Source organism: Pseudomonas sp. 14A, from assembly GCF_018132745.1.
GTDB lineage: Bacteria > Pseudomonadota > Gammaproteobacteria > Pseudomonadales > Pseudomonadaceae > Aquipseudomonas > Aquipseudomonas mercuritolerans.
This window is the reverse complement of record NZ_JAGRQJ010000014.1, coordinates 146,350-171,742: the sequence shown is the minus strand read 5'-3', so window position 1 is coordinate 171,742 and position 25,393 is coordinate 146,350. Positions and strand designations below refer to the sequence as shown.

28 protein-coding genes are annotated in these 25,393 nt (G+C 59.3%); 16 read left to right on the top strand and 12 right to left on the bottom strand.

The features are described 5' to 3' along the window. Nucleotides 1-17: 17 nt before the first annotated feature. Nucleotides 18-2,288, top strand: a complete 2,271-nt coding sequence (gene clpA / locus PS14A_RS15480) for an ATP-dependent Clp protease ATP-binding subunit ClpA (RefSeq protein ID WP_016775266.1) — start codon at nt 18-20, stop codon at nt 2,286-2,288. Between the two features lie 828 nt (nt 2,289-3,116). On the opposite strand, the gene infA is transcribed toward clpA, so the two are convergent. The 3 genes from infA to aat all read right to left on the bottom strand — a co-directional run bounded on the left by infA (nt 3,117) and on the right by aat (nt 4,894). Then, a complete protein-coding gene (gene infA / locus PS14A_RS15475) occupies nt 3,117-3,335 on the bottom strand; it encodes a translation initiation factor IF-1 (RefSeq protein WP_002553999.1) in 219 nt (72 codons plus the stop codon). Nucleotides 3,336-3,447: 112 nt separating this feature from the next. Then, nucleotides 3,448-4,155: an arginyltransferase gene (locus tag PS14A_RS15470; RefSeq protein WP_212616665.1), complete on the bottom strand. Its 708-nt coding sequence runs from the start codon at nt 4,153-4,155 to the stop codon at nt 3,448-3,450. 58 nt (nt 4,156-4,213) lie between these two features. Further along, nucleotides 4,214-4,894, bottom strand: a complete 681-nt coding sequence (gene aat / locus PS14A_RS15465; RefSeq protein ID WP_130912871.1) for a leucyl/phenylalanyl-tRNA--protein transferase — start codon at nt 4,892-4,894, stop codon at nt 4,214-4,216. 91 nt (nt 4,895-4,985) lie between these two features. Here aat and PS14A_RS15460 point away from each other — a divergent pair, with 91 nt between their 5' ends. From PS14A_RS15460 to cysG, 7 genes are all read left to right on the top strand, one after another. Continuing rightward, a complete protein-coding gene (locus PS14A_RS15460) occupies nt 4,986-5,123 on the top strand; it encodes a hypothetical protein (protein WP_212616664.1) in 138 nt (45 codons plus the stop codon). A gap of 292 nt (nt 5,124-5,415) precedes the next feature. Beyond that, complete coding sequence (gene ftsK / locus PS14A_RS15455; RefSeq protein ID WP_041477069.1) at nt 5,416-7,824, top strand: DNA translocase FtsK; 2,409 nt, start codon at nt 5,416-5,418, stop codon at nt 7,822-7,824. Between the two features lie 67 nt (nt 7,825-7,891). After that, nucleotides 7,892-8,512 carry an outer membrane lipoprotein chaperone LolA gene (gene lolA, locus PS14A_RS15450; protein WP_056788905.1) on the top strand — a complete coding sequence of 207 codons (621 nt, stop codon included), beginning with the start codon at nt 7,892-7,894 and terminating at the stop codon, nt 8,510-8,512. 195 nt (nt 8,513-8,707) lie between these two features. Then, nucleotides 8,708-10,030 (top strand): replication-associated recombination protein A, encoded by a 1,323-nt coding sequence (locus PS14A_RS15445; RefSeq protein WP_042609225.1) that lies wholly within the window; start codon nt 8,708-8,710, stop codon nt 10,028-10,030. Continuing rightward, complete coding sequence (gene crcB / locus PS14A_RS15440) at nt 10,030-10,404, top strand: fluoride efflux transporter CrcB (RefSeq protein ID WP_016775261.1); 375 nt, start codon at nt 10,030-10,032, stop codon at nt 10,402-10,404. The genes PS14A_RS15445 and crcB overlap by 1 nt, the downstream gene beginning before the upstream one ends. A 15-nt stretch (nt 10,405-10,419) precedes the next feature. After that, a complete protein-coding gene (serS, locus tag PS14A_RS15435; protein ID WP_212616663.1) occupies nt 10,420-11,700 on the top strand; it encodes a serine--tRNA ligase in 1,281 nt (426 codons plus the stop codon). After that, on the top strand, nt 11,701-13,095 hold the full coding sequence (cysG, locus tag PS14A_RS15430; protein ID WP_212616662.1) for a siroheme synthase CysG: 1,395 nt from the start codon (nt 11,701-11,703) through the stop codon (nt 13,093-13,095). A gap of 118 nt (nt 13,096-13,213) precedes the next feature. On the opposite strand, the gene PS14A_RS15425 is transcribed toward cysG, so the two are convergent. From PS14A_RS15425 to PS14A_RS15395, 7 genes are all read right to left on the bottom strand, one after another. Then, nucleotides 13,214-14,215 (bottom strand): glutathione S-transferase family protein, encoded by a 1,002-nt coding sequence (locus tag PS14A_RS15425; RefSeq protein ID WP_212616661.1) that lies wholly within the window; start codon nt 14,213-14,215, stop codon nt 13,214-13,216. Between the two features lie 91 nt (nt 14,216-14,306). Continuing rightward, nucleotides 14,307-15,308: a glycosyl transferase family protein gene (locus tag PS14A_RS15420; protein WP_212616660.1), complete on the bottom strand. Its 1,002-nt coding sequence runs from the start codon at nt 15,306-15,308 to the stop codon at nt 14,307-14,309. After that, entirely contained in the window at nt 15,305-15,640 is a 336-nt protein-coding gene (locus tag PS14A_RS15415) for a TusE/DsrC/DsvC family sulfur relay protein (protein ID WP_212616659.1), read from the bottom strand. The genes PS14A_RS15420 and PS14A_RS15415 overlap by 4 nt, the downstream gene beginning before the upstream one ends. Beyond that, the gene (gene tusB / locus PS14A_RS15410; protein WP_186566414.1) at nt 15,637-15,930 is read right to left on the bottom strand and encodes a sulfurtransferase complex subunit TusB; all 294 of its coding nucleotides are present in this window, start codon (nt 15,928-15,930) and stop codon (nt 15,637-15,639) included. Before tusB ends, PS14A_RS15415 begins: the two co-directional genes overlap by 4 nt. Beyond that, nucleotides 15,930-16,286, bottom strand: a complete 357-nt coding sequence (gene tusC, locus PS14A_RS15405) for a sulfurtransferase complex subunit TusC (protein ID WP_212616658.1) — start codon at nt 16,284-16,286, stop codon at nt 15,930-15,932. Before tusC ends, tusB begins: the two co-directional genes overlap by 1 nt. A 2-nt stretch (nt 16,287-16,288) precedes the next feature. Further along, on the bottom strand, nt 16,289-16,681 hold the full coding sequence (tusD, locus tag PS14A_RS15400; protein ID WP_130912877.1) for a sulfurtransferase complex subunit TusD: 393 nt from the start codon (nt 16,679-16,681) through the stop codon (nt 16,289-16,291). A 189-nt stretch (nt 16,682-16,870) separates the two neighbouring features. Beyond that, nucleotides 16,871-17,200: a DUF6388 family protein gene (locus PS14A_RS15395; protein WP_137214798.1), complete on the bottom strand. Its 330-nt coding sequence runs from the start codon at nt 17,198-17,200 to the stop codon at nt 16,871-16,873. A 133-nt stretch (nt 17,201-17,333) separates the two neighbouring features. Here PS14A_RS15395 and PS14A_RS15390 point away from each other — a divergent pair, with 133 nt between their 5' ends. Beyond that, complete coding sequence (locus tag PS14A_RS15390; RefSeq protein WP_212616657.1) at nt 17,334-17,684, top strand: hypothetical protein; 351 nt, start codon at nt 17,334-17,336, stop codon at nt 17,682-17,684. 101 nt (nt 17,685-17,785) lie between these two features. Here PS14A_RS15390 and PS14A_RS15385 read toward each other — a convergent pair whose 3' ends face one another. Beyond that, nucleotides 17,786-18,211, bottom strand: coding sequence for a GNAT family N-acetyltransferase (locus tag PS14A_RS15385; RefSeq protein WP_212616656.1), 426 nt, complete (start codon nt 18,209-18,211; stop codon nt 17,786-17,788). Between the two features lie 152 nt (nt 18,212-18,363). Between PS14A_RS15385 and PS14A_RS15380 the strand changes: the two genes are divergently transcribed. The 7 genes from PS14A_RS15380 (at nt 18,364) to PS14A_RS15350 (ending at nt 24,784) form a co-directional block, all read left to right on the top strand. Further along, nucleotides 18,364-18,804, top strand: coding sequence for a hemerythrin domain-containing protein (locus tag PS14A_RS15380; protein WP_212616655.1), 441 nt, complete (start codon nt 18,364-18,366; stop codon nt 18,802-18,804). A 208-nt stretch (nt 18,805-19,012) separates the two neighbouring features. Beyond that, on the top strand, nt 19,013-19,648 hold the full coding sequence (locus tag PS14A_RS15375) for a lytic polysaccharide monooxygenase auxiliary activity family 9 protein (RefSeq protein WP_130912881.1): 636 nt from the start codon (nt 19,013-19,015) through the stop codon (nt 19,646-19,648). A gap of 99 nt (nt 19,649-19,747) precedes the next feature. Continuing rightward, nucleotides 19,748-20,335 carry an NUDIX domain-containing protein gene (locus PS14A_RS15370; protein WP_137214802.1) on the top strand — a complete coding sequence of 196 codons (588 nt, stop codon included), beginning with the start codon at nt 19,748-19,750 and terminating at the stop codon, nt 20,333-20,335. Between the two features lie 148 nt (nt 20,336-20,483). Beyond that, nucleotides 20,484-22,211, top strand: coding sequence for a gamma-glutamyltransferase (gene ggt / locus PS14A_RS15365; protein WP_212616654.1), 1,728 nt, complete (start codon nt 20,484-20,486; stop codon nt 22,209-22,211). Nucleotides 22,212-22,276: 65 nt separating this feature from the next. Continuing rightward, the gene (locus tag PS14A_RS15360) at nt 22,277-22,810 is read left to right on the top strand and encodes a cysteine hydrolase family protein (protein WP_212616653.1); all 534 of its coding nucleotides are present in this window, start codon (nt 22,277-22,279) and stop codon (nt 22,808-22,810) included. A 189-nt stretch (nt 22,811-22,999) separates the two neighbouring features. After that, on the top strand, nt 23,000-24,013 hold the full coding sequence (locus PS14A_RS15355; RefSeq protein ID WP_212616652.1) for a lysozyme inhibitor LprI family protein: 1,014 nt from the start codon (nt 23,000-23,002) through the stop codon (nt 24,011-24,013). A gap of 135 nt (nt 24,014-24,148) precedes the next feature. Next, nucleotides 24,149-24,784, top strand: a complete 636-nt coding sequence (locus PS14A_RS15350) for a hypothetical protein (RefSeq protein WP_130912885.1) — start codon at nt 24,149-24,151, stop codon at nt 24,782-24,784. Nucleotides 24,785-24,824: 40 nt separating this feature from the next. Here the strand turns inward: PS14A_RS15350 and PS14A_RS15345 are convergent, their stop codons facing one another. Next, complete coding sequence (locus tag PS14A_RS15345; RefSeq protein ID WP_130912886.1) at nt 24,825-25,370, bottom strand: hypothetical protein; 546 nt, start codon at nt 25,368-25,370, stop codon at nt 24,825-24,827. Between the last annotated feature and the right edge of the window lie 23 nt (nt 25,371-25,393).

Below are 25,393 nucleotides of genomic sequence, written 5' to 3'. Positions count from 1 at the left end.
GGGTATGAGGTGAAGCTATGTTAAACCGCGAGCTCGAAGTCACCCTCAATCTTGCCTTCAAGGAGGCTCGTTCGAAGCGTCATGAGTTCATGACCGTCGAACATCTCCTGCTGGCGCTATTGGATAATGAGGCTGCCGCCACCGTTTTGCGTGCCTGCGGCGCAAACCTCGACAAACTCAAACATGATCTGCAGGAGTTCATCGACTCCACCACGCCATTGATCCCCGTGCATGACGAGGATCGCGAAACCCAGCCAACCCTGGGCTTCCAGCGTGTCCTGCAGCGTGCTGTTTTTCACGTACAGAGCTCGGGCAAACGCGAAGTGACCGGCGCCAACGTGCTGGTCGCCATCTTCAGTGAGCAAGAGAGTCAGGCAGTGTTCCTGCTGAAACAGCAGAGCGTTGCGCGCATCGATGTCGTCAACTACATCGCACACGGCATTTCGAAAGTGCCGGGGCATGGCGATCACTCTGAAGGTGAACAAGATATGCAGGACGACGAGGGCGGTGAGTCTTCTTCTTCAGGCAATCCTCTGGATGCTTATGCCAGCAACCTCAACGAACTCGCGCGCCAGGGTCGCATTGATCCGCTGGTCGGCCGTGAGTCGGAGGTCGAGCGTGTCGCGCAGATTCTCGCGCGCCGGCGCAAGAACAATCCGCTGCTGGTGGGTGAAGCGGGCGTGGGTAAAACCGCGATTGCCGAAGGCCTGGCCAAGCGCATCGTCGACAACCAGGTACCAGATCTGCTGGCCAATGCGGTTGTCTACTCGCTCGATCTTGGCGCTCTGCTCGCGGGCACCAAGTATCGCGGTGATTTCGAGAAGCGCTTCAAGGCGCTGCTCAATGAGCTGAAAAAGCGTCCGCAGGCGATCCTGTTCATCGACGAGATCCACACCATCATTGGTGCTGGCGCTGCGTCCGGTGGCGTGATGGATGCGTCCAACCTGCTCAAGCCGCTGCTGTCGTCTGGCGATATTCGCTGCATCGGTTCGACCACATTCCAGGAATTTCGCGGCATCTTCGAAAAAGATCGCGCCTTGGCGCGTCGCTTCCAGAAGGTCGATGTCGTCGAGCCATCGGTGGAAGACACCATCGGTATCCTGCGCGGTCTGAAAGGGCGTTTCGAGCAGCACCACAATATCGAATACAGCGATGAGTCGTTGCGTGCCGCTGCCGAACTGGCGTCGCGCTACATCAATGACCGGCACATGCCGGACAAGGCCATCGACGTGATCGACGAAGCGGGCGCCTACCAGCGTCTGCAACCGGTAGAGATGCGCGTCAAGCGTATCGAAGTGCCGCAGGTCGAGGACATCGTCGCGAAAATCGCGCGGATTCCGCCAAAGCATGTCACCAGTTCCGACAAAGAGCTGCTGCGTAACCTGGAGCGTGACCTGAAGCTGACGGTGTTTGGTCAGGACGCAGCGATCGATTCGCTGTCGACTGCGATCAAGCTGTCGCGTGCCGGGCTCAAGTCGCCGGACAAGCCAGTCGGTTCGTTCCTGTTTGCCGGGCCTACCGGTGTCGGTAAAACCGAGGCCGCGCGACAACTGGCCAAGGCCCTTGGCATTGAACTGGTGCGTTTCGACATGTCCGAGTACATGGAGCGTCACACCGTGTCGCGTCTGATTGGTGCGCCTCCAGGCTATGTCGGTTTCGATCAGGGCGGTCTGTTGACCGAAGCGATCACCAAGCAGCCGCATTGCGTATTGCTGCTCGATGAAATCGAGAAGGCGCACCCGGAAGTCTTCAACCTGCTGTTGCAGGTTATGGACCACGGCACGCTGACCGATAACAACGGGCGCAAAGCGGACTTCCGCAACGTGATCGTGATCATGACCACCAACGCGGGTGCCGAAACGGCCGCGCGGGCTTCGATCGGTTTCACCCATCAGGACCACTCGTCTGATGCCATGGAAGTGATCAAGAAGAGCTTCACGCCGGAATTCCGTAACCGTCTGGACACCATTATCCAGTTTGGTCGCCTCAGTCATGAGGTCATCAAAAGTGTGGTGGACAAGTTCCTTACCGAGCTTCAGGCGCAGCTGGAAGACAAGCGTGTGTTGCTTGAGGTTACCGATGCGGCGCGTAGTTGGCTGGCGGCGGGTGGTTATGACTCGGCGATGGGCGCACGTCCGATGGCGCGTCTGATCCAGGACAAGATCAAGCGTCCGCTGGCGGAGGAGATTCTGTTTGGCGAACTGGCCGAGCATGGCGGTGTGGTGCACATCGACATCAAGGATGGGGAGTTGACGTTCGACTTCGAAACCACTGCAGAGATGGCCTGACGGCTGTGGTGTAAGAGGGCGCCTTCGGGCGCCTTTCTTTTGTCTCGGGGTTGGGGGTATATCCGTTACTGCGGTAACGGCTGCTTATGGTTTCGCCTGACGGCGACTTACTTTTTTACAAGCGCCAAAAAAAGTAAGCAAAAAACGCTAGCTCCTGCGTTCGGCCCTCGCAGGCTCGGGTTCCTTCGCTGCGGGATCGATCCGGGCGCAGCGGCTACGGTTTGCTTCGCTGCACCTCCTTCCGCTGTGTCTGGCTGCGCCAGACGGTCGCTGCGCTCCCACGCCCGGATCAATCCCTCCGCTCAGCCTTCCGACGTCGCCGGTGGATCAAGATCAAAAGCGGTACTCGAGCTAACGCTCATTGTGTAGGAGCTGCCGGAGGCTGCGATTTTTTGACTTTGCTTTTGCTTTTCTGTGGGAGCGAGCCTGCTCGCGAAGGCGGCCTGACAACCGACCTTTTTCTCGTTGATGTACTCGATCCAATTGTAGGAGTGAGCCTGCTCGCGATGGCGCCCTGCAGGTCAACCAATTTCCCTCGGATACCCGCGATCCAACTGTAGGAGCTGCCGAAGGCTGCGATCTTTTGATCTGGCTTTTGTTTTTGCTTTGGCTTTGCCTTTTGGTCCGGCTCTCGATCTTTTGCCCCTTCGGCAGGCTTCGGTACGGGATCGATCCGGGGGTGGAAGCGTAGCGACCGTACGACGCAGTCGTACACAGCGCGCCAGCGGCAGCATCCGCGGCATCGGATATGCCCACAAAACCCACAAAACCCAAATCCCAGACAAACAAAAACGCCCGGCATAACCCGGGCGTTCTGTATTGACTTGATTAACGAGCGCGGTAAGTGATCCGCCCTTTGCTCAAATCATAGGGCGTCAGCTCGACGCGCACTTTGTCACCGGTAAGAATACGAATGTAGTTCTTGCGCATCTTGCCGGAAATATGCGCGGTTACGACGTGCCCATTTTCCAACTCCACACGAAACATGGTGTTGGGCAGGGTGTCGACGACAGTGCCTTCCATTTCGAAGCTGTCTTCTTTCGACATGCAGTAAAGCCCTCGGTATCCAATGAATGGCCCGGTGCAACTGCGCCAGGCAAAAGCGGCGTGCATTGTGCCCGAAAAATGGGGTTTACGCCAAGGGGTTTAGGCCGCAGGTTTAGTTCAGGACGACCCAGCGCTGATTGATCAGCAATTCAATGGGCCGATATTGCGTCTTGTAGTTCATCTTTTTGCAGTTCTTGATCCAGTAACCCAGGTACACCGCTTCAAGGCCCAGGCGCTGGCTTTCGGCGATTTGCCAGAGGATCGCGTAACGGCCGAGGCTGCGGCGTTCTTCGTTCGGTTCGTAGAAGGTATACACCGCCGACAAGCCGTTGGGCAGCAGATCGGTGACTGCTACCGCGAGCAACCGTCCGTCGAGTCGAAACTCGTAGAATCGCGAGAAGGGCAGGTCGCGCACCAGGAACGTCGAGAACTGATCACGGCTTGGCGGGTACATGTCGCCGTCGGCATGGCGCTGTTCGATGTAGCGCTGGTACAGGTCGAAATATTCTTCGCTGAAGTGCGGCTTGACCGGCTGCACTTGCAGGTCGGCGTTGCGTTTGTAGATACGCTTCTGCTGGCGATTGGCGATGAACTGGGCGGAAGGAATGCGCGCGGGCACGCACGCATTGCAATTCTGGCAATGCGGCCGGTACAGATGATCGCCACTGCGACGAAAGCCCATTTCCGACAGGTCTGCGTAGACATGCACATCCATGGGCTGACTCGGGTCGAGAAACAGCGTCGTGGCCTGCTCCTCGGGCAGATAACTGCAAGAGTGGGGCTGAGTGGCATAAAACTTCAAACGCGCCAACTCGGTCATGAATCAACCCTCGGGATAAGCTGGTGGATTAAGTGTAAGCCACCTGCGCAAAAGTCGCTCAGCAAACCCAGATCGCCGAATTCGGTTGGTCGAGATGGCGCTGCAGATAGTCGGCGAATTCGCCCCGCGGAATGGATCGCGCACCGAGGCTGTGCAGGTGATCGGTCGGCATCTGGCAGTCGATCAGCACAAACCCGGCGGCTTTCAAATGCTTCACCAGCGTGGCAAAGCCATATTTGGACGCGTTGTCGGCACGGCTGAACATCGACTCGCCAAAAAACAGTTGGCCCATCGCCAGCCCGTACAGGCCGCCGACCAGCTGTCCCTCGTCCCAGACCTCAACCGAATGAGCGAAACCGCGCCGATGCAATTCTACGTAAGCATCCTGCATGGCCTCGGTGATCCAGGTGCCGTCGGCGTAGTCACGCGGGGCAGCGCAGGCGCGGATGACGGCGTCGAAATCCTGATCGAAGGTCACTTGATAGCGTTGCTTGCGCAGCAGCTTGCCGAGGCTGCGCGAGACGTGCAGTTCGTCGGGAAACAGCACGGTGCGAGGGTCTGGCGACCACCAGAGAATGGGTTGGCCTTCGGAGAACCAGGGAAAGCAGCCATGGCGATAGGCCTGGATCAGGCGGTCGGCGGACAGGTCGCCACCAGCGGCGAGCAATCCGTTCGGCTCGCGCATGGCTTTTTCCAGTGGCGGAAAGGTCAGGGAATTACGTTGTAACCAAGTCAGCATGGCATCCAGGCTTGCAGAAGGGGAGGGCGGTCATGGGCGTGCAGGCCCTGTTGAAGAGTTTGCCGCGAAACGGCGCAGATGTCCTGTACAGATGTCTGGTGCGGTGAGCATCGAGCTGCAACTTGATGTGTCGCCCGTGGTCGTAAGCGTCACCGTGGCGATGCCTGTCGAGCATTTCCGTGCGCCTGATCTGGCCAGCCTCGCTACGTTCATCAAATACAGCTCATAAGCCTTTGTCACAAAAGACAATGCATGCTCCAATTGCAACGCAGTGCGTGTGCGTTTGGCTATGCTCAAGGCCAGGGGCTCAAGCATGGCGTCGGGCGCACAAACCCGTACAATGCCGGGCTGTGACCCGCATTACGCTGCGCACGGTGTTTATGGCTGTGTTTATAAAACCAGTGGCACAGTGTTAAAAGTAGTCTCAGTTGGGCTTTTCACCTTTTCTACCTGCCTGGATTGGGCAGTTTTTATCGTCATTCAATAGATGGACGCGCCTCGGGCGCAGGAAAAGAAGCGTTTTGAAGAAGACCACCGAAGCACCCAAAACAGTCGTTCCGCTCTGGCGCCAGCAACTGCACTACCGGCTCAAGGAAGGTGCATTGATCGCCATCGGTGCCTTGTGCCTGTTCCTGATGATGGCTTTGCTGACTTACGGCAAGGACGATCCGGGCTGGAGCCATAACAGCAAGATCGACGATGTGCAGAACTTCGGCGGCCCGGCCGGCTCGTACAGCGCCGATATCCTGTTCATGGTGCTCGGCTACTTCGCCTATATCTTCCCGTTGCTGCTGGCGGTCAAGGCGTACCAGATATTTCGTCAACGCCATGAGCCGTGGCAGTGGAGCGGCTGGCTGTTTTCCTGGCGCCTGATCGGTCTGGTATTCCTCGTGCTCTCCGGCGCTGCGCTGGCGCACATTCACTTCCACGCCGCGACCGGTCTGCCCGCCGGCGCTGGCGGTGCCCTGGGCGAAAGCCTTGGCGATCTGGCGAAGAATGCGCTGAACATTCAAGGCAGCACGCTGCTGTTCATCGCGCTGTTCCTGTTCGGCCTGACCGTATTCACCGACCTGTCGTGGTTCAAGGTGATGGACGTCACCGGCAAGATCACCCTCGATCTGTTCGAGCTGTTCCAGGGCGCGCTCAACCGCTGGTGGTCGGCGCGCACCGAGCGCAAGCAACTGGTCGCGCAACTGCGTGAGGTCGATGACCGCGTCCACGATGTGGTCGCACCGACTGTCACCGACAAGCGTGAACAGGCCAAGGTCAAGGAACGCCTGATCGAGCGTGAACAAGCGCTGAGCAAGCACATGTCCGACCGCGAGAAGCAGGTGCCGCCGGTGATCGCGCCGGCACCAGCCAAGGCGCCGGAGCCGAGCAAGCGCGTGCAGAAAGAGAAGCAGGCGCCGTTGTTCGTCGACAGCGCGGTCGAAGGCACCTTGCCGCCGATCTCCATTCTTGATCCAGCGGAAAAGAAACAGCTCAACTATTCTCCTGAGTCCTTGGCAGCGGTCGGCCACTTGCTGGAAATCAAGCTCAAGGAATTCGGCGTCGAAGTCACCGTTGACTCGATCCACCCGGGCCCGGTGATTACCCGTTACGAAATCCAGCCTGCCGCCGGGGTAAAAGTCAGCCGCATCGCCAACCTGGCCAAGGACCTGGCACGTTCGCTGGCGGTGACCAGTGTGCGCGTGGTCGAGGTGATTCCGGGCAAGACCACTGTCGGTATCGAGATTCCCAACGAAGACCGCCAGATCGTGCGTTTCTCCGAGGTGCTGTCGACCCCCGAGTACGACAACTTCAAATCGCCGGTCACCCTGGCGCTCGGTCATGACATCGGCGGCAAGCCGGTCATCACCGACCTGGCGAAGATGCCGCACTTGCTGGTGGCCGGTACCACCGGTTCCGGTAAGTCCGTGGGTGTGAACGCGATGATCCTGTCGATCCTGTTCAAGTCCGGCCCCGACGATGCCAAGCTGATCATGATCGACCCGAAAATGCTTGAGCTGTCGATCTACGAAGGCATTCCGCACCTGCTCTGCCCGGTGGTGACCGACATGAAGGACGCCGCCAACGCCTTGCGCTGGAGCGTTGCCGAGATGGAGCGTCGCTACAAGCTGATGGCGAAAATGGGCGTGCGTAACCTCTCCGGCTTCAACGCCAAGGTCAAGGAAGCCCAGGATGCCGGCGAGCCGTTGAGCGATCCGCTGTACAAGCGCGAAAGCATTCACGACGAAGCGCCGCTGCTGCAGAAACTGCCGACAATCGTCGTAGTGGTGGACGAATTCGCCGACATGATGATGATCGTCGGCAAGAAGGTCGAAGAACTGATCGCGCGTATTGCGCAGAAGGCGCGTGCGGCGGGTATTCACTTGATCCTCGCAACCCAGCGCCCTTCGGTGGACGTGATCACCGGCCTGATCAAGGCCAACATCCCGACCCGTATGGCGTTCCAGGTATCGAGCAAGATCGACTCGCGGACCATCATCGACCAGGGTGGCGCCGAACAACTGCTCGGTCACGGTGACATGCTCTACATGCCGCCGGGCACCAGTCTGCCGATCCGGGTGCACGGCGCGTTCGTCTCCGACGATGAAGTTCATCGTGTGGTCGAAGCGTGGAAGCTGCGCGGTGCGCCGGAATACAACGACGACATCCTCAACGGTGTCGAAGAGGCGGGTAGCGGCTTTGAAGGCAGCAGCGGTGGTGGCGACGGTGATGATCCGGAAGCCGACGCGCTGTATGACGAAGCGGTGCAGTTCGTCCTCGAAAGCCGTCGTGCGTCGATTTCCGCTGTGCAGCGCAAGCTGAAGATCGGCTACAACCGCGCCGCGCGGATGATCGAAGCGATGGAAATGGCCGGCGTCGTTACCTCAATGAACACCAACGGTTCGCGTGAAGTCCTGGCCCCAGGCCCGGTACGCGACTGAAACGCAACGACTCGGGTGGCGCAATGACGCGCCACCCGCTCTCCCACGAGTATTCAAGAGGACTCTCATGCGCCTTATCCGCATGCTGTTGCCAGTACTGGCGCTGACCACACTCACGGCCCACGCTGATGAAAAGGACGTGGCGCGTCTGACCCAGTTGCTGGAAACATCGAAAACCCTGTCGGCCAACTTCTCGCAGTTGACCCTCGACGGCAGCGGTACCCAATTGCAGGAAACCACCGGCAACATGACCCTGCAGCGTCCGGGCCTGTTCTACTGGCACACCAACGCGCCGGCCGAGCAGACCATGGTCTCCGATGGCAAGAAAGTCACCCTGTGGGACCCGGATCTGGAGCAGGCAACCATCAAGAAGCTCGACGAGCGGCTGACCCAGACGCCGGCGCTGCTGCTGTCGGGTGATGTCTCGAAAATCAGCCAGAGCTTCGACATCAGCGCGAAAGAGGCTGGCGGTGTGATCGACTTCACCCTCAAGCCGAAGACCAAGGACACGCTGTTCGATAACCTGCGCCTGTCGTTCCGTAACGGTCTGCTCAATGACATGCAACTGATCGACAGCGTCGGCCAGCGCACCAATATCCTGTTTACCGGGGTCAAGGCCAACGAAGCGGTGCCAGCGTCGAAATTCAAATTCGACATTCCCAAGGGTGCCGACGTTATCCAGGAATAAACACCGGCCCTTTGTGTCAGGGCCTTTGTGGTGAGGGCCTGCTATTGAGGGGCTATTGTGGCGAGGGGATTTATCCCCGTCCGGCTGCGCAGCAGTCGTCGCTTTTGGGGCCGCTTCGCAGCCCAACGGGGATAAAATCCCTCACCACAGGTTCTTCAGCAGATTTCAGAAAATCAGAGGTTTCAACGCTACGTGATGGATCTGTTTCGCAGTGCACCGATTGCCCAACCCTTGGCCGCGCGTCTGCGTGCGGCCAATCTGGATGAGTACGTCGGTCAGGAACACGTGCTCGCTCGCGGCAAGCCTCTGCGTGAGGCGCTGGAGCAGGGCGCGCTGCATTCGATGATCTTCTGGGGGCCGCCGGGCGTGGGCAAGACCACCCTGGCGCGTCTGCTCGCGGAAGTCTCTGATGCGCACTTCGAAACGGTTTCGGCGGTGCTCGCCGGGGTCAAGGAAATCCGTCAGGCCGTTGAGATCGCCAAGCAGCAGGCCGGCCAATACGGCAAGCGCACGATCTTGTTTGTCGATGAAGTGCACCGCTTCAACAAGTCGCAGCAGGACGCGTTTCTGCCGTACGTGGAAGACGGCACGCTGATCTTCATCGGCGCCACCACCGAAAACCCTTCGTTCGAACTCAACAACGCCTTGTTGTCGCGGGCACGCGTCTACGTCCTGAAAAGCCTCGACGAAGCGGCGCTGCGCAAACTGGTGCATCGGGCTTTGACCGAAGAGCGCGGGCTGGGCAAGCGCAACCTGACACTGAGCGATGAAGGTTTTCAGATGCTGCTGTCCGCCGCTGATGGTGATGGCCGGCGCCTGCTCAATCTGCTGGAAAACGCCTCTGATCTGGCCGAAGACAACAGCGAAATCGGCACCGAGTTGCTGCAAAGCCTGCTCGGCGATACCCGCCGACGTTTCGACAAGGGCGGCGAAGCGTTTTACGACCAGATCTCGGCGCTGCACAAATCGGTACGCGGTTCCAACCCTGACGGCGCGTTGTACTGGTTTGCGCGGATGATCGACGGCGGCTGCGATCCGCTGTACCTGGCGCGGCGCGTGGTGCGCATGGCCAGCGAAGACATCGGCAACGCCGACCCGCGAGCACTCAGTCTGTGTCTGGCAGCGTGGGAAGTGCAGGAGCGTCTCGGCAGCCCCGAGGGCGAATTGGCGGTCGCCCAGGCCATTACTTATCTGGCCTGCGCACCGAAAAGCAATGCGGTGTACATGGGCTTCAAAACCGCGCTGCGCGCAGCGGCTGAGAACGGCTCGCTGGAAGTCCCGCTGCACCTGCGCAATGCCCCGACCAAGCTGATGAAGCAATTGGGTTATGGCGACGAATACCGCTACGCCCACGACGAGCCGGACGCCTATGCCGCCGGCGAAGACTATTTTCCGGAAGAACTCGAGCCGATTCCGTTCTATCAGCCAGTGCCCCGTGGCCTGGAGTTGAAGATCGGCGAAAAGCTCAATCACCTCGCTCAGCTCGATCGTCTGAGCCCTCGGCAGCGGAGAAAATAGTGGTCCCATTGATCCTTGCAGTGTCGGTCGGCGGTGTTGCCGGGACATTGTTGCGCTTCGCCACCGGTAATTGGGTCAGCGCCAATTGGCCGCGGCACTTCTATACCGCGACGCTGGCCGTTAATATCGTGGGCTGCCTGCTGATTGGCGTGTTGTACGGCCTGTTTCTGATACGCCCGGAGGTGCCGATCGAGGTGCGCGCCGGGTTGATGGTCGGCTTCCTCGGGGGGCTGACGACTTTTTCATCCTTTTCACTGGATACGGTGCGCCTGCTGGAAAGCGGGCAAGTGTTGCTGGCCCTGGGCTACGCCGCACTCAGCGTATTCGGCGGGCTGCTCGCGACGTGGGCCGGCCTGTCCCTGACCAAACTTTGATAACGAGAAACCGACATGCTCGATTCCAAACTGTTACGTAGCAACCTTCAGGACGTAGCGGACCGCCTGGCTTCCCGTAGCTTTGCGCTGGACACCGCGCGCATCGAAGCGCTGGAAGAACAGCGCAAGACCGTCCAGACCCGCACCGAAGCATTGCAGGCTGAGCGTAACGCGCGTTCCAAATCCATCGGGCAGGCCAAGCAGCGTGGCGAAGACATCGCGCCGCTGATGGCGGACGTCGAGCGCATGGCGGGCGAGCTGAGCGCTGGCAAGGTCGAGCTGGATGCGATCCAGACCGAACTGGATTCGATCCTGCTCGGTATCCCCAACCTGCCGCACGAGTCGGTTCCGGTCGGCAAGGACGAAGACGACAACGTCGAAGTGCGCCGCTGGGGCACCCCGACCCAATTCGATTTCGAAGTGAAAGATCACGTCGCCCTCGGCGAGAAGTTCGGCTGGCTGGACTTCGAAACCGCCGCCAAGCTGTCCGGCGCGCGTTTCGCCTTGCTGCGCGGCCCGATCGCCCGTCTGCATCGTGCACTGGCGCAGTTCATGATCAACCTGCACGTCAACGAGCACGGCTATGAAGAGGCTTACACGCCTTATCTGGTTCAGGCTCCGGCGCTGCAAGGCACCGGCCAGCTGCCGAAGTTCGAAGAAGACCTGTTCAAGATCGCCCGCGAAGGCGAAGCCGATCTGTACCTGATCCCGACTGCCGAAGTGTCGCTGACCAACATCGTTGCCGGCGAAATCGTCGATTCGAAACTGCTGCCGATCAAGTTCGTCGCCCATACCCCATGCTTCCGCAGCGAAGCCGGTGCGTCGGGCCGCGACACGCGTGGCATGATCCGCCAGCACCAGTTCGACAAAGTCGAAATGGTCCAGATCGTCGAGCCATCGCAATCGATGGAAGCGCTGGAAGGCCTGACCGCCAACGCCGAAAAAGTCCTGCAACTGCTCGGCCTGCCTTACCGCACCCTGGCACTGTGCACCGGCGATATGGGCTTCAGCGCGGTCAAGACCTACGACCTCGAAGTGTGGATTCCGAGCCAGGACAAATACCGCGAAATCTCCTCGTGCTCCAACTGCGGCGACTTCCAGGCGCGGCGCATGCAGGCGCGTTTCCGCAACCCGGAAACCGGCAAGCCTGAACTGGTGCACACCTTGAACGGTTCCGGCCTGGCGGTCGGTCGTACTCTGGTGGCGGTACTGGAAAACTACCAGCAGGCCGACGGTTCGATCCGCGTGCCGGACGTGCTCAAACCGTACATGGGTGGCCTTGAGGTCATCGGCTAAATGAAATATCTGCCGCTGTTTCACAACCTTCGCGGCAGTCGTGTGTTGGTTGTCGGTGGGGGGGAAATTGCCTTGCGCAAATCCCGCCTGCTGGCCGATGCCGGTGCGCTGCTGCGGGTGGTCGCACCTGAAATCGAAACGCAACTGGCTGAACTGGTCGCTGCCAGCGGCGGTGAATGCCTGTTGCGCGGTTACGCCGAAACGGATCTGGACGGTTGCGGACTGATCATTGCCGCTACCGACGACGAAACGCTCAACGCGCAAGTCTCCACCGACGCCCACCGCCGTTGCGTGCCGGTCAACGTGGTCGATGCGCCGGCCTTGTGCAGCGTGATCTTCCCGGCAATCGTCGATCGCTCGCCGCTAATCATTGCCGTCTCCAGCGGCGGTGATGCGCCGGTACTGGCGCGCCTGATCCGCGCGAAAGTCGAAACCTGGATTCCTTCCACTTACGGTCAATTGGCAGGGCTGGCTGCGCGTTTCCGTCATCAGGTGAAAAACCTGTTTCCGGATGTTCAGCAGCGTCGTGGCTTCTGGGAAGACGTTTTCCAAGGCCCGATTGCCGATCGTCAACTGGCCGGGCAGGGCGCTGAAGCCGAGCGCCTGTTGCAGGCCAAGGTCGATGGCGAGCCCATGGTCACCACTGGCGAGGTTTATCTGGTCGGTGCCGGCCCGGGTGATCCGGATCTGTTGACCTTCCGCGCACTGCGTCTGATGCAACAAGCCGATGTGGTGCTCTATGACCGTCTGGTGGCGCCGGCGATTCTCGAGTTGTGCCGTCGCGATGCCGAGCGGGTGTATGTCGGCAAGCGTCGTTCTGAACACGCAGTGCCGCAAGATCAGATCAACCAGCAACTGGTCGATCTGGCCAAGGCCGGCAAGCGGGTGGTGCGGTTGAAGGGTGGCGATCCGTTTATCTTCGGCCGCGGTGGCGAAGAGATCGAAGAACTCGCGGCCCACGGTATTCCATTCCAGGTGGTCCCCGGCATTACCGCGGCCAGCGGTTGCGCCGCTTATGCGGGGATTCCATTGACCCACCGTGACCATGCGCAGTCCGTGCGGTTTGTCACTGGCCACTTGAAGGATGGTTCCACCGATCTGCCATGGGCCGATCTGGTCGCCCCGGCGCAGACGCTGGTGTTCTACATGGGCCTGGTGGGTTTGCCGATCATCTGTGAGCAGTTGATCAAGCACGGTCGCGCGGCGGATACCCCGGCGGCATTGATCCAGCAGGGCACCACGGTCAATCAGCGGGTTTTCACCGGCACGCTGGCGGATCTGCCGCAAATGGTGGCAGAGCATGAAGTGCATGCGCCGACCCTGGTGATCGTTGGCGAAGTCGTGCAACTGCGCGAGAAGCTGGCGTGGTTTGAAGGGGCTCAGGCGCAGGTCTAAACACCGCGTCGTTCCCTTCGCGAGCAGGCTCGCTCCCACATTGGATCTGTGTCATGCACAAATCCGGTGTGGGAGCGAGCCTGCTCGCGAACGGGGTCTCGAACCAATACCGAGCTAATCAACCCCGGCGCCAAACCCCTTTCCCGATCAACCGCTCGCGATCATGCGCCACGCTGAAATCCTGCTGCGGCCCCTTCGGCACCACGCCGGTCGGGTTGATGGTTTTGTGGCTGCCGTAGTAGTGATGCTTGATGTGCTGGAAATCCACCGTCTCGGCAATCCCCGGCCACTGATACAACTCGCGCAGCCAGTTCGACAGGTTCGGGTAGTCGGCAATCCGCCGCAGGTTGCACTTGAAGTGGCCGTGATACACCGCGTCGAAACGAATCATCGTGGTGAACAGGCGCACATCGGCCTCGGTCAGGTATTCCCCGCTCAGGTAGCGATTGGCGCCCAGCAGTTGCTCCAGATGATCCAGTTCGGCGAAGACTTCATCGAACGCCTGTTCGTAGGCCTGTTGCGAGGTGGCGAATCCGGCACGATAGACTCCGTTGTTCACCGCCGGGTAGATCCGCTCGTTCAGCGCATCGATTTCGTTGCGTAGCGGCGCCGGATAAAAGTCCAGATCGTTACCAGTGATCTCGTCGAAGGCGCTGTTGAACATGCGGATGATTTCCGCTGATTCATTGCTGACGATGCGCTTGAGTTTCTTGTCCCACAGCACTGGCACCGTCACGCGCCCGGTGTAGTCAGGCGTATCAGCCGTATAGCGCTGGTGCATGAAGTCGAAACCATCGAGTTTGTCGCCGGTCGAGCCGAGCGCTGTGTCGAAAGTCCAGCCGTTCTCCAGCATCAACCAGCTGACCACTGAAACATCGATCAGACTTTCCAGACCTTTGAGTTTGCGCAGAATCAGCGTGCGATGCGCCCAAGGGCAGGCGAGGGAAACGTAGAGGTGATAGCGTCCGGCTTCGGCGGCGAAACCGCCTTCACCGCTGGGGCCTGGCTGACCGTCGGCGGTCACCCAGTTGCGGCGTTGCGCTTGTTCGCGCTGGAACGCGCCGTCCTTGCTGCTTTCATACCACTTGTCCTGCCAGTGGCCGTCGACGAGTAAACCCATGATCAAGACTCCCAAAACCAATATTTGTTGGAGTCGAGTCTATTCCGATGAGTTCGAACAAAAAGCGCAAAGATCGGGCGCTAATGATCGGTTAGATCGATGTGTTGCGCGCCGCCCAATACTGTTCGGCGGTTGCGAAGGCCTGTTCGCGATCCTGACCGAGACCGCGCAGGGCGAGGGCCATGGTCGCAATCAAGGCCATTTGCGGGTAACTGTCGACCACATCGCCACGCCACACGGCTTTCAAGTGTTCGGTGTCCAGCGAGGCGGGTTTGACATGGCGCTGCGCTGACAGCTGCGGCCATTCTTCGACCCAGCTCTGACCGCCGCTGGTGCCATAAAGGTGGCTGGTGGCGTCGGGGTTGATCTCGACTTCACCGCCATCGCCCTTGACCACAATTGCCGTGTCGCCGAGCAAGCCGCTGGCATCACGATGCACTGCTTGGTAGCCCGGGTGGAAAATGCTTTGCAGGCCGCAGCGTGCGCCCAACGGATTGAGAATCCGCGCCAGCGAGTGGATCGGCGACCGCAGGCCCAAGGTATTGCGCAGGTCGATCATCTTTTGCAACTGCGGCGCCCAGTCCACCAGCGGCATAAACGCCAGGCCGCCTTTTTCCAGTGCCGTGCCGACCTGCTGCCAATCACGGCACAGGGGAATGTTCAGTTCGCCCAGCAGTTGTTCGCTGTACAGACGCCCGGCCGTATGCGCGCCGCCGCCGTGCATGAAGATGCGCACGCCATTCTGCGCCAGGCACTTGGCCGCGAGCAGATACCATGGCAGGTGGCGTTTTTTGCCGGCGTAGGTCGGCCAGTCCAGGTCGACATTTAATCCAGGCGCTTGCAAGCGTGCGCGCAGGGCTTCGGTGAAACCGGCCATTTCCTCGGCGCTCTCTTCCTTGTGCCGCAGCAACATCAGGAAAGCACCAAGTTGCGTATCTTCGACCTGGTCATCAAGGACCATGCCCATGGCCTCGCGGGCTTCTTCGCGCGTCAGGTCGCGGGCGCCGCGCTTGCCCTTGCCGAGAATGCGCACGAATTGCGCGAACGGATGCTCGGCAGGCGTTTCGAGGGTCAAAGCTGGAAAGTCGTTCATAGGCAATTCGTCGGTTTGGGCAGGCCCGCCAGTTTCGCGGCGAGTTTGGCAGGGGTGCCTTTGAACAGTCGGTTCAGGTGCAGGCTGTTGCCTTTGTCGGCGCCGAGTTTCAACGCGGTGTACTTGATAAGCGGCCGCGTCGCCGGCGATAGCTGGAATTCGGCGTAGAAGCTACGCAGCAGCTCAAGGACTTCCCAGTGTTCGGGCGTCAACTCGATGGCTTCGGCGGCGGCGAGGGCGCTGGCGACTTCAGCCGACCAGTCGCTGAGGTCAACGAGAAAGCCGTCCTTGTCCAGTTCGATGGCGCGGGCGCCGACGGTCATTGAATTCATAGCCAGCTGTTGACCTTGGCGTGATGGATCGACAGTTCGACGAAGGCCGGGTAGTCAATGGCCTCGGCCCAGTCTGGAACCTCGATCGCACGCGCCTGTGCGTCCTCAACCAATACAAAAAGTTTGATTGGTCGCTCTTGCAGAGCAGCGAACGGCGCAGTGTCCGGTTGCAGCGCATACACCGCATCGCCGGACAACAACACGGCGTCGGCGCTGCCGAGCAGGCGCAGACAACTGCTCAGACGATCGTCGCCGAACGGGGAATGAGACAACACATGCAAAGTCGACATCAGAGGGTAATCACCTGATCGTAGCGGTCAATAAGGGCGGTGATTTGGTCAGCGGCCAGTGCCTGCGCTTCGTCCAGCGACAGTTTGCCGAGACCGCGAGCGCAGGCGCTTTCGGCGCAATAGAACAGCTCTTCGACACCAAACATCGGCAGCGCCTGCAGATTGGCGCTGAGGTCTTTCTGCTGCAAGGCCCTGGCGTTCTGCCCGGCGGCCAGTTGCAGCACGCCGTCATCGAGAAACAACAAGCCGATCGGCAGATCGAAGGCGCCACCGGCGAGCACGATATCCAGCGCTTCCCGCGCACCGGGGCCGGACCATGGCGATTGGCGGCTGATGATCAACAGCGATTTGGCCATGTTCAAGCGCCTCCGAAACAGATGAGCCGATCAGCGTCCTGCACGGCGTCGTGCAACTGACCCAGACCGGACAATTCCCACGGCGCGCTGAGCGAAATCGCTTCACGCTGGTAACGCTTGGCTTCTTCTTCGTTCAACACACCACGGCGCAAAGCGGCGGCGATGCAGACCACGCCATCAAGTTGCTTTTCGTTGATAAAGGCACGCCATTGCTTGGGTAAGTCGAACTCATCCTGCGGCGTCACTAAGGCATCGGAAGCGTTGAATACGCCGTCCTGATAGAAGAACAGCCGGACAATCTCATGGCCGCCGGCCAGCGCGGCCTGGGCAAACAGCAGGGCACGGCGCGAGGAGGGCGCATGGGCGGCGGAAAACAGCGCAATGGCGAACTTCATGATGGACTCGATCAACGAAACTGCGGCCATGATAAAGCTTTATTGCGCGTGCCGCGAAATCTGGTAATACGCGGTTCACTGTGGGAGCGAGCCTGCTCGCGAAAGCGTCGTCTCGTTCGAGATCAGTTTCGGCAGTCACACCGCCTTCGCGAGCAGGCTCGCTCCCACGTGAGATTTGCGGCGGCTGGATTACGGGGTGATGCCGTAAAGATCGCAATACTCGATCCAGTCCATCCCCGCCATTTCCGCCACTTCCCGATGCACTTCCAGGCGTTGCGCCTGATAGTCCTCCGGCGAATCAGCGGTCAGTTGCAACGTCAGCTCCCAGGCAAACAACCCCTGGCTTTCCGCCTCAGCCTCGAATGCTTCGTGCAAGCGTTCTTCGCGGTACTGCGCTTGGGTTTCACCCTTGGCCTGAGCCAACAGCGGGTTGAGATGGTCGAGGGTTTCACGTAGTTCGGGTCGCGCATCGAGAAACAGTTTCAAAGCCTGTTCATGTCGCTGGTCGCTAGGCGCCATGTAATTTCCTTGTGTGACTGATGACCATAGGGTGCCGCACCTGCTTGCGCATGTCGCGCATAAAAACAGTAAAGCAGAACGATTTGCCGCGTCGCAGTGCTACAGTCCGCTTTTTTCTCGATGAGCAAATGCAATGCGAATGCTGATGGTAGTGCTGGCGGCGGCCCTGTTGGCCGGGTGCGCCGGTTCGGTGATGAATGATGCTCGCAGCAAGAGCCCGGACAAGGTCCTGACCTCGGACAAGCCGGAGAAAGACGTCGCCCGGTGCGTGCAATTCGCCTGGCAGGACGAAGCGGTATTCGGCGTCGACGCGGCGGCCTATCTGGAGCCGCGCAAGTCCGGCGGCACTACGGTTTATACGCGTTCGGCAGAGTCGTTTGTCGATGTGATTACCGAAACGTCAGGTACTACCTTGAACTATTACGCGCAGAAGAGTGATTTTGTCGCGATGCGGCGGATGGCGGCGATGGCGACCTGCCTTTGATTATGGGGTGAAGCGGTTGACGCTTTCGCGAGCAGGCTCGCTCCCACAAGTTGTAATGCATTGCACTGTGGGAGCGAGCCTGCTCGCGAATACGGCATGACTCAATCGATCAGCCGCTTCTGGAAGAAATGCCGCTTGTGCCCCGGTGGGTAGTCAACGATTTCCCCAAACTGGCTGAACCCCAGCTTCCTGTAGAACTCCGGCGCCTGAAAATCGAAGGTGTCGAGCCAGACGCCATAGCAGTTTTTTTCCTTGGCCAGGGCTTCCGCCTGAGCCATCAATTTCGAGCCGATCCCCTGTCCGCGACCCTGTTCCGGTACTGACAGCAGCTCGATGAACATCCAGCGAAAAATCATTCGCCCGTACAAACCGCCCAGTATTTCGCCATTCTGGTCTTTGACCATCAAGGCGAACGGCTCGGATTTAGAACCGCCGGTTTGAGCATCGTTGTACTCGATCAGTGGCTGCAGAATGGCCTGACGCTGTTCCTCGGTAGGATTCTGCGTCAACTCGATACGCAAATTCATGCATGACTTCCTTGTGTAATTGAAAGCCCAGCCTAACGCGTCCGGGCAAGCGTCTCCAAGCCCTTCGATCAAACAAGCGGAACCGTCAAACCAGCGTTGCGGTCTAGGCTTTTATCGCGTCTTTCCCTGAGCGCGATTGATGAGGAAATCCCGTGAATATTTTTGAAGCCCTGCGCGAAAGCCACGAGCGCCAGCGCACTTACGCCAAGGCTTTGATCGCGACCAGCGGCGACAGCCCTGAGCGGGTCGAGGCCTACAAGCAGCTCAAAGCAGAACTGCAAGCGCATGAAACCGCTGAAGAGCGGCATTTCTACATTCCGTTGATGGAAATCGATGAAGGCGTGGACCTGAGCCGCCACGCCATCGCCGAACACCACGAAATGGACGAGATGATGGAGGAGCTCGACGAGACCGAAATGTCCAGTCCGGCCTGGCTGGCCACGGCCAAAAAGCTTTCCGACAAGGTTCATCACCACCTCGAGGAAGAAGAGCACAAATTCTTCCAGATGGCCGGCAAGCTGCTCGACGATAAACAGAAAACCCAACTCGCCGGGCAGTACGAAAAGGAGTATCAGTCGCAACTGTCTGAATGACCAAAGGCGACTCGGCGTGTAGGTGTTCAGCTACACGTTGAGTGCGATGCGTCGTCGAGCACTGGTTATATATCCAGTGTTTCCGGGGCTTTTTACGTCTTGCACGCTGGGACTGTGACAAAAGCGCCGATGGACAAAAAATTCACCTCCGCTAGCTTGAAGGCCTCTCCTCGGGAAGGAGAGTTCTCAAATCAACGGAGTGAAGAAGATGAATCAGGCAATCCCACAAACCCAACTCAAACACGGTCGTGTCATCTCGCCAGCGAGTCGCGGCGCAGTGGCCATCGACCTCGGCCTGCTCGGCGCTTGGCAAGTCAATGAAATGGAGGGCGGCAAGAACTTTCCGGCCCTGGACGCCGGACCGTTCCCCCAACCCTTCGAGACCGACTCGGACAGCGTCGCGCCGCCGGCCGATGGCTACATTCTCAGCGGCGGCAAGACCGATGCCCGCGATTGCGTCAATTACACCGCCGACGAGATGAGCAAGAAGCTCGGTCGTTCCTTCAGCTGGCCGCTGCTCAATGTCGATCCGGGGCAGATTCTCAACGTCACCTGGGCCTACACCGCACCGCACACCACCCGAGGTTATCGCTGGCTGATCACCAAAGACGGCTGGGATCCCCAGCAACGCATCAGCCGTGCACAACTGGAAACTCAGCCGTTCTTCGAGGATTTCTACCCGCAAGTGCCTTATTACAGCCATGCCGGTGAACTGAAGGCGAAGGTCGATCACCAAGTGCAGCTGCCTGCGAACAAGCAGGGTCATCACGTCATTGTGCTGATGTGGATCGTCGCTAACACCGGCAACGCTTTCTACCAGGCCTTCGACGTCGACTTCCAGTAACAACCCAGGCTGAACGAGCCCGGTAGCGCTGCCGGGCTTTTTTTGTCGGCGCAATTGATCGACCATGGCAGTCCCCCCATGAAGACAGGATCAGACGCGATGTCCAACACAGCCGAACGGGTCAACATCGTCGACACTCAGGTGTTGTCCCACGACTGGTATCTGCTGAAGAAAATCACCTTCGATTACCACCGCAACAACGGCGAGTGGCAGCGCCAGACCCGCGAGGTCTACGACCGGGGCAACGGCGCGGCGATTCTGCTGTTCAACCGCGAAAACCGCACGGTGGTGCTGACCCGCCAGTTTCGTTTGCCGGTGTTCGTCAATGGTCACGATGGTTTGCTCATCGAGGTGGCGGCGGGGTTGCTGGAAGGTGCCGCCCCAGAGCAACGCATTCGTGACGAAGCCGAGGAGGAAACCGGTTATCGCGTGCACGACGTGAAAAAAGTATTCGAGGCGTACATGAGTCCCGGTTCGGTGACGGAGAAGCTGCACTTCTTTATCGCCGAATACGACGCCGCGTCCAAAGTCAGCGACGGTGGTGGCCTGGAAGAGGAAACCGAAGAACTGGAAGTGCTCGAGTGGGGCTTCGATGAGGCACTGGCAGCGTTTCAACGCGGCGAGATCTGCGATGCCAAGACCATCATGCTGTTGCAGTACGCAGCGATGAATAACCTCTTCGCTTGATTCGGGCAGGAGCTGCCAACGTCTGCGATGGCTCGGCATACTGGCTGAACGGGGAGGCGCAATACGTAAAGCCGGCCATACTGCTTGTTGCTCCTGAAGCGTTGCCCTGCGTTTTGCGCAGTCCCCAAAAACAAAAAGAGATCGACTCATGAAGTACGAACCTTTGGCCAGATCGCTCATTGCGACCTCCCTGGCGCTCAGCTGTCTCATGGCTCACGCGGCATCGGTGGCGCCGGTGGCGGCGGAAAACGGCATGGTGGTCACCGCGCAACATCTGGCGACCCATGTCGGCGTCGATGTTTTGAAAAACGGCGGCAATGCCGTGGATGCGGCAGTGGCCGTGGGCTATGCGCTGGCGGTGGTCTATCCGGCTGCGGGCAACCTCGGCGGCGGCGGGTTCATGACCATTCAACTGGCGGACGGGCGCAAGAGCTTTCTCGATTTCCGCGAAAAAGCGCCGCTGGCAGCGACCGCCAACATGTATCTGGACAAGGACGGTAACGTCATCCCGGACCTGAGCACCCGCGGGCACCTGGCGGTCGGCGTGCCGGGTACAGTGTCTGGCATGGAGCTGGCGCTGAGCAAATACGGCACCAAACAGCGCAAGGAGATGATTGCCCCGGCGATCAAACTGGCCGAAGACGGTTTCGAATTGCAGCAGGGCGATGTCGAGCTGCTCGAATACGCGACGGATGTGTTCAAGAAGGACATGCGCGATTCCGGCTCGATCTTCCTCAGCAACGGCGAGCCGATGCAGGTCGGGCAGAAACTGGTGCAAAAGGATCTGGCGAAAACCCTGCGGACGATTTCCGACAAGGGCGCCGACGGCTTCTACAAAGGCTGGGTCGCCGATGCCATCGTCACCTCCAGTCAGGCCAACAAAGGCATCATCACCCAGGCTGACCTGGACAAATACAAAACCCGCGAACTGGCCCCGGTTGAGTGCGATTATCGCGGCTATCACGTGGTCTCGGCGCCACCGCCAAGCTCCGGCGGGGTGGTGATCTGCCAGATCATGAATATCCTCGAAGGCTATCCGATGAAGGACCTGGGCTTCCATTCGGCTCAGGGCATGCACTACCAGATCGAAGCGATGCGCCACGCGTACGTCGATCGCAACAGCTACCTTGGCGATCCGGATTTCGTGAAAAATCCCATCGAGCATCTGCTGGACAAGAACTACGCGACCAAACTGCGCGACGCCATCCAGCCGCAGAAGGCCGGCGTGTCGGCTGAGCTCAAGCCCGGTGTAGCGCCCCACGAAGGCAGCAACACCACGCACTATTCGATTGTCGACAAGTGGGGCAATGCCGTTTCGGTGACGTACACGCTCAACGACTGGTTCGGCGCGGGCGTGATGGCCAGCAAGACCGGGGTGATTCTTAACGATGAAATGGACGACTTCACCTCCAAGGTCGGCGTGCCGAACATGTACGGGCTGGTCCAGGGGGAGGCCAATGCCATCGCACCGGGCAAGGCGCCGCTGTCGTCGATGAGTCCGACCATCGTCACCAAGGACGGCAAAGTGGTGATGGTAGTCGGCACGCCGGGTGGTAGCCGGATCATCACCGCGACCTTGCTGACCATGCTCAACGTCATCGATTACGGCATGGGCTTGCAGGAAGCGGTCGACGCGCCGCGCTTCCATCAGCAGTGGATGCCGGAGGAAACCAACCTCGAAGACTTCGCCGCCAGCCCGGATACGAAAAAAATCCTGGAAAGCTGGGGCCACAAGTTTGCCGGCCCGCAGGATGCCAACCACATCGCCGCGATTCTGGTCGGCGCGCCGTCACTGGGCGGCAAACCGGTTGGCAAGAATCGCTTCTACGGCGCCAACGATCCACGGCGCAATACCGGCTTGTCTTTGGGTTACTGAGCGGAGTAAAAAGAGGCGGGCGCAGGTCCGCCCCATTCTCAAGGACTGATCAAGGAAGGCTCGACATGACCACCGCATTACTGATCATCGATGTCCAGCAAGCCCTGTGTGCTGGTGAATATCAGTGCTTTGAAATCGACCGCGTGATCGCCACGATCAACGATCTGAGCCAGCGCGCCCGCGACGCTGGCGTTCCGGTAGTGTTGATCCAGCATGAAGAAAAGGATGGTCCATTCGTGAATGGTGCGGACGGTTGGCAACTGGCTAACGGTCTGCTGACTTCGCCGAAAGACCTGCGGGTAGGCAAAACCACCGGGGATTCTTTCTATCAGACCGAGCTCGGCAAGCTGCTGCCCAGCGAGGACTTCGAACGCCTGATCATCTGCGGCCTGCAAACCGATTACTGCGTCAACGCCACGGTGCGCAGCGCGCATTCACTGGGCTACGACATCGTCGTCGCGCAGGATGCGCATTCGACGGTGGATAACGGCAACATGAGCGCCGAGGACATCATTGCCGAACACAACAAGGACTTCGCCGCCCTGACCAGTTCCGTGGCGCGAATCGACGTCAAACCGGCAGCCCAAATCACCTTCTGAACTCACACAAAACCCCTGTGGGAGCGAGCCTGCTCGCGAAAGCGCTGTTACAGCCAACATCAAACCGACTGATATACCGCCTTCGCGAGCAGGCTCGCTCCCACAGGGGGTGAGCAGGCTCTACGACAACGGCGATTTACGGCAGCAGCACTGGCATACTCCCCGCCGCCCGAAGAATGGAATCTCTCGATGTTCGCTATCTCCCTGCGTCACGCCGTGGCGCTGACCTCTCTCGTCCTTGCCTGCACCGCTCACGCCAGCAGTTTCGATTGCACCAGCGCCGCCAGCAAAACCGAAAAAGCCATCTGCAGCGATCCCTACCTCTCAACCCTTGACGACAAGCTCGCCGAGCAATGGCGGACAACGCTGGGCAAAGTTGCCGATCCCAAGGCTCTGAAAACCGACCAACGCCAATGGCTGAAAAACCGCAACGCCTGCGGTGCCCTGAGCGCATGTCTGCGGCGCGAATACCTGATGCGCCTCACCGAGCTCGAACACGCGGTTCAGCCATTCAGCTGGGACGCCACCTGGCAACTGATTCCGCGCGGCACTTCGACATCGGCGACCGTCGTTACCCAGCGTCGTGATGCCACGCATATCGACATCGATATATCAGCAGGCGAGGGCGCCAATTCTGGCGATCTGACTGGCGTTGCCCGACTTAACGACGCAACTGCCGTTTACGCTCAGGACGCCTGCAAACTCACCTTCACGCCAGTCAATGGCGTACTGAGCGTCACGCAAACCGGTGCGGACTCCGACTGCGGTGGAGGCATGGGCGTGTATTACGCCGGTCGGTACGTTGCTTCCGAACTACCGCTGAAGCTGGATTACGATCTGCTCAGCCTCGGTCTGGCTCGCACGCCCGCAGAAGATCAGGCACTGCGTTCGCTGCTCAAGACTGACTACCAGAAACTCGTGGAAACCTCCGGTTCATTGCAGGTCGGCGAGGCCTCAAAAGATGTGCCTGATGCTCAGGTGGTAGAAATATGGATGCGTGGTCTGGGTGGCATCGGCATCCTGATGAGTGCCGACGACGCGCAGGTCTGGCTGATCTTCAAAAGCTACGATGACCGCGGCAAGGAACATCTTCGTTACTACACCAATGCGCAGCAGTGGAAGCAGAAGCTCCCTGATGTTCTGCAAGCCTGGTATGAGCGCTTCAAAAACAATGGAACGTCGGAACTGGAATTCATGCCCTGACCATGCTCGAAGCTTCGATGCGAACTATTTTTTCCCTTCAGCCTTTTCATAATCGATTGCTGTCTCTAGAATCCGCCCGCTTCTGCGGTGGAGGCGCATTGCCATCATCTGGTAATCATCTAAGGGACGGACATCATGCAATTCGGGAAAATGCTGGCGCTGGGGCTGGTTCTTGCGCTGGGCGGTTGTGCCAGTTTCACCAAAGACGAAGTGGCCCCGGTGACACTGCCGTCGATGGCCAACTACGCCAACAAGCCAAACGTCTACGTCGATTTCGACTTTTACCAGGGCGAACCGAAAAGTGCCTCGGCAGTGGAAGTGCCGCAAGCGCGCGATCAACTCAAGCCACAGCTGCAGAAGATTCTTGCCGATTCCGGCCTGTTTGGTCGGGTCACGCTGGACGAATTCGAGAAACAGCCGGGTGACTACAGCCTGCGTCTGAAAATGTACAACCATCCACCGAACGCCGGTTCCATGGTGCTGGCCTTCATCAGTGGTTTGAGCATGATGATCATCCCGGCCTACGGCAGCGATCAGTACACCCTGAGCCTGGAAGCGCAGGATGGGCAGGGTCAGGCCGTGACGACGGCGAGCAACCACGACGCCGTGGGCACCTGGATCGGCATCTGGTTCATTCCGCTGATGGCCAACACGCCGAAGGACGCGGTGAACGACACCTTCACCCGTCAGGTCAATGCGCTGCTCAAGCAGATGGTTGATAACAACAACCTGAAGTACTCGGCACTGGACGCCGGTATTCCCCGGGCATGAAGCCAAAAAAGAGCCGCAATCGCGGCTCTTTTTTTGTCGGTTACTTCAGCGCCTGGATAAATTTCGGATCGCTGTACAGCTCTTTGAGCAAATCACGCAGCATCGGGTTGTAGGCGTTGACCGCGTTCGGGATCGCGATGAAACCGAAGAAGCTGCTGCTCCACTGGCTGCTGACATCTTTGGTCGCGTCGTACACCACATCACTGCCGTTGAGCAGAGTGAAGCGTGCAGCGAGCTGGCCGTCGCCTGTGCCCATCCCGGCGGACAGGTTGTTTTTCACCACAAGAACCTTCAACTGACGCTGAGCCTGCGGGTCGAGCAGACCGGCCTTGCGCAGTTCTTCGGTGATGGCGTCCTGAATGTGCGCCGGGATGCTGCCGGACGGCGAGCGGACAGGGTTGGCGCGAACTACCAGAGAACCTTCGCCTGATTCGGCGGTGACCTGCGGATTGCTGATCGCATTCAGAGGCGGGGTCTGCTTGAGCTTCTGAACGTTTTCATAACTCGGCTCGTAGCGGGTCATGGTCATACCACAACCTTGCAGCAGCAGCGCCAGCATCGGGATCAACAGCAGAGACTTCTTCACGGCAATACCTTGCACAGAACATA